This is a genomic window from Pseudoalteromonas luteoviolacea (genome assembly GCF_021654285.1).
In the GTDB taxonomy this organism is placed as follows: Bacteria; Pseudomonadota; Gammaproteobacteria; order Enterobacterales; family Alteromonadaceae; genus Pseudoalteromonas; species Pseudoalteromonas luteoviolacea_J.
In genome coordinates, this window is sequence record NZ_JAKFZS010000076.1 from 1 (window position 1) to 1721 (window position 1721).

1 protein-coding gene is annotated in these 1721 nt (G+C 45.2%); it reads left to right on the forward strand.

Annotation, left to right across the window (positions count from 1 at the left end; all coding sequences use genetic code 11):
- The first annotated feature begins 137 nt into the window (after positions 1–137).
- Positions 138–1658: an ISNCY family transposase gene (locus L1077_RS27055; protein ID WP_237139868.1), complete on the forward strand. Its 1521-nt coding sequence runs from the start codon at positions 138–140 to the stop codon at positions 1656–1658.
- Positions 1659–1721 lie beyond the last annotated feature (63 nt).

A 1721-nucleotide genomic window follows, 5' to 3' on the forward strand; every position in this document is an offset into this window, starting at 1 on the left:
TGTTAACACCAAGCGATTTTGTCGTACTTTAATTACCACGCGATTCTGTCGTAGTCGCTTATTACCAAGGGAAATTGACGGTTATCTTTAACCGTGTTCTTTGAATGTTTTGTATAAGCATTTGAGGAGCGCTAAGGGTGATTGTTTTGAATTCCAAAGCTCAATTAACAGTTGATATCATTGCTAAAGTGGCAGAGCGTAAAATTACGATAGCTAATGCCGCTAAGCTCCTCAATAAATCCAGGCGTACTATTGAACGTTATTTGCAGCGTTACCGAAGCCAAGGTCTACAATTCGTTGTTCATGGGAATACAGGCAGTGAGCCAATCAATAAAACTCCAGATAGGCTTAAGCAGCAAGTTCAGTCGCTGATCCGCGAGAAGTATTATGATCTGAACCTGTTGCACCTCGCCGAGATGCTTGAGGCTCACGAGCACATAGTTGTTAAGCGCGAGACACTGCGTAAGTGGGCACATGATATCCATCATGTAAAACGAGCCAAGCGTAGGCGTAGCCGTGTCCACAAGCGCAGAGAGCGGATGGAAGCACCAGGGCTAATGCTGCAAATGGACGGCAGTACACATCGCTGGTTCGGTGATAAAAAGTCGTGCTTAATCGCTATGATTGATGATGCTAACAGCGATATCCATGCAGAATTCTTCCCGTCAGAAACGACTGAAGGGTGTATGAAAGTTATGCGCTCAGTTGTTGAGAAATACGGCGTGTTTAAAACGCTGTATGTTGATAGAGCAGGCATCTTCGGTGGCCCTAAACGTTGCAATTTCTCCCAGATGCAACGGGCCTGTGAGGAGTTAGGAATTGAAATCATCTTTGCCAGCTCTCCTCAAGGAAAAGGTCGTATTGAACGCGCCTTCGATACTCTGCAAGACAGGTTGATACCGGAGTTACGACTCAACAATATTACTGATATGACGGGCGCTAATAGCTACCTCCAACACGTCTTCATCCCGCAGTTTTGGCGTAAAAACCTGGTGGTAAAATCTAGAGCATCAAACACCGAATATACGCCTGTATCACGCGACATCAATCTTGATGATATCTGCATCACCAAGGTCTACCGGAAGATCCGCAACGACCATACGTTTAGCTTCAGGGGAAAACTCTACTTCATCGACTCACCGCTTAAGCACTCAATCGCTAACCAGAAAATTGAAATTCGTACGGGTAAAAATAAGCGGTTAGATGCGTACTTCGCTGGGCGAAAACTGCAGGTAAACGAAGTCAGGGAACCTGATAAGCCATCCTCTGAAGACCAAGAGATCCAGAAGAAGCTTGATGTATTGGCTCTAGCTGACAAGCTAGGAAATGTGGCAGAAGCTTCCCGCCTAAGTGGTGTCTCCCGCGATACTATTTACCGCCATCGAAAGCTGATAAAGCAAGGTGGAATCGAGTCGTTAAAACGTCAAGAAACGCCAAATCTTCACCACAAAAATCGTACTGACAGAGCTATTGAGGAAGTCGTAATCGAGTTCTCACTGGCTAATCCACACATGGGACAATCCAAAGTGTCACGAATGCTCAAGTCTGAAAGAAACGTCGACATACATGCTAGCGGTGTTCGCAATATCTGGCTGAGGGAAAATATGAATACTACTGCGTTACGGTTAGCAAAACTTGCCGAAACTCGACAACATTGATAGGGTGATTACGTCAAAATCGCTTGGTACTTATACCGTCAGTATCCCTTGGTAATCACACTA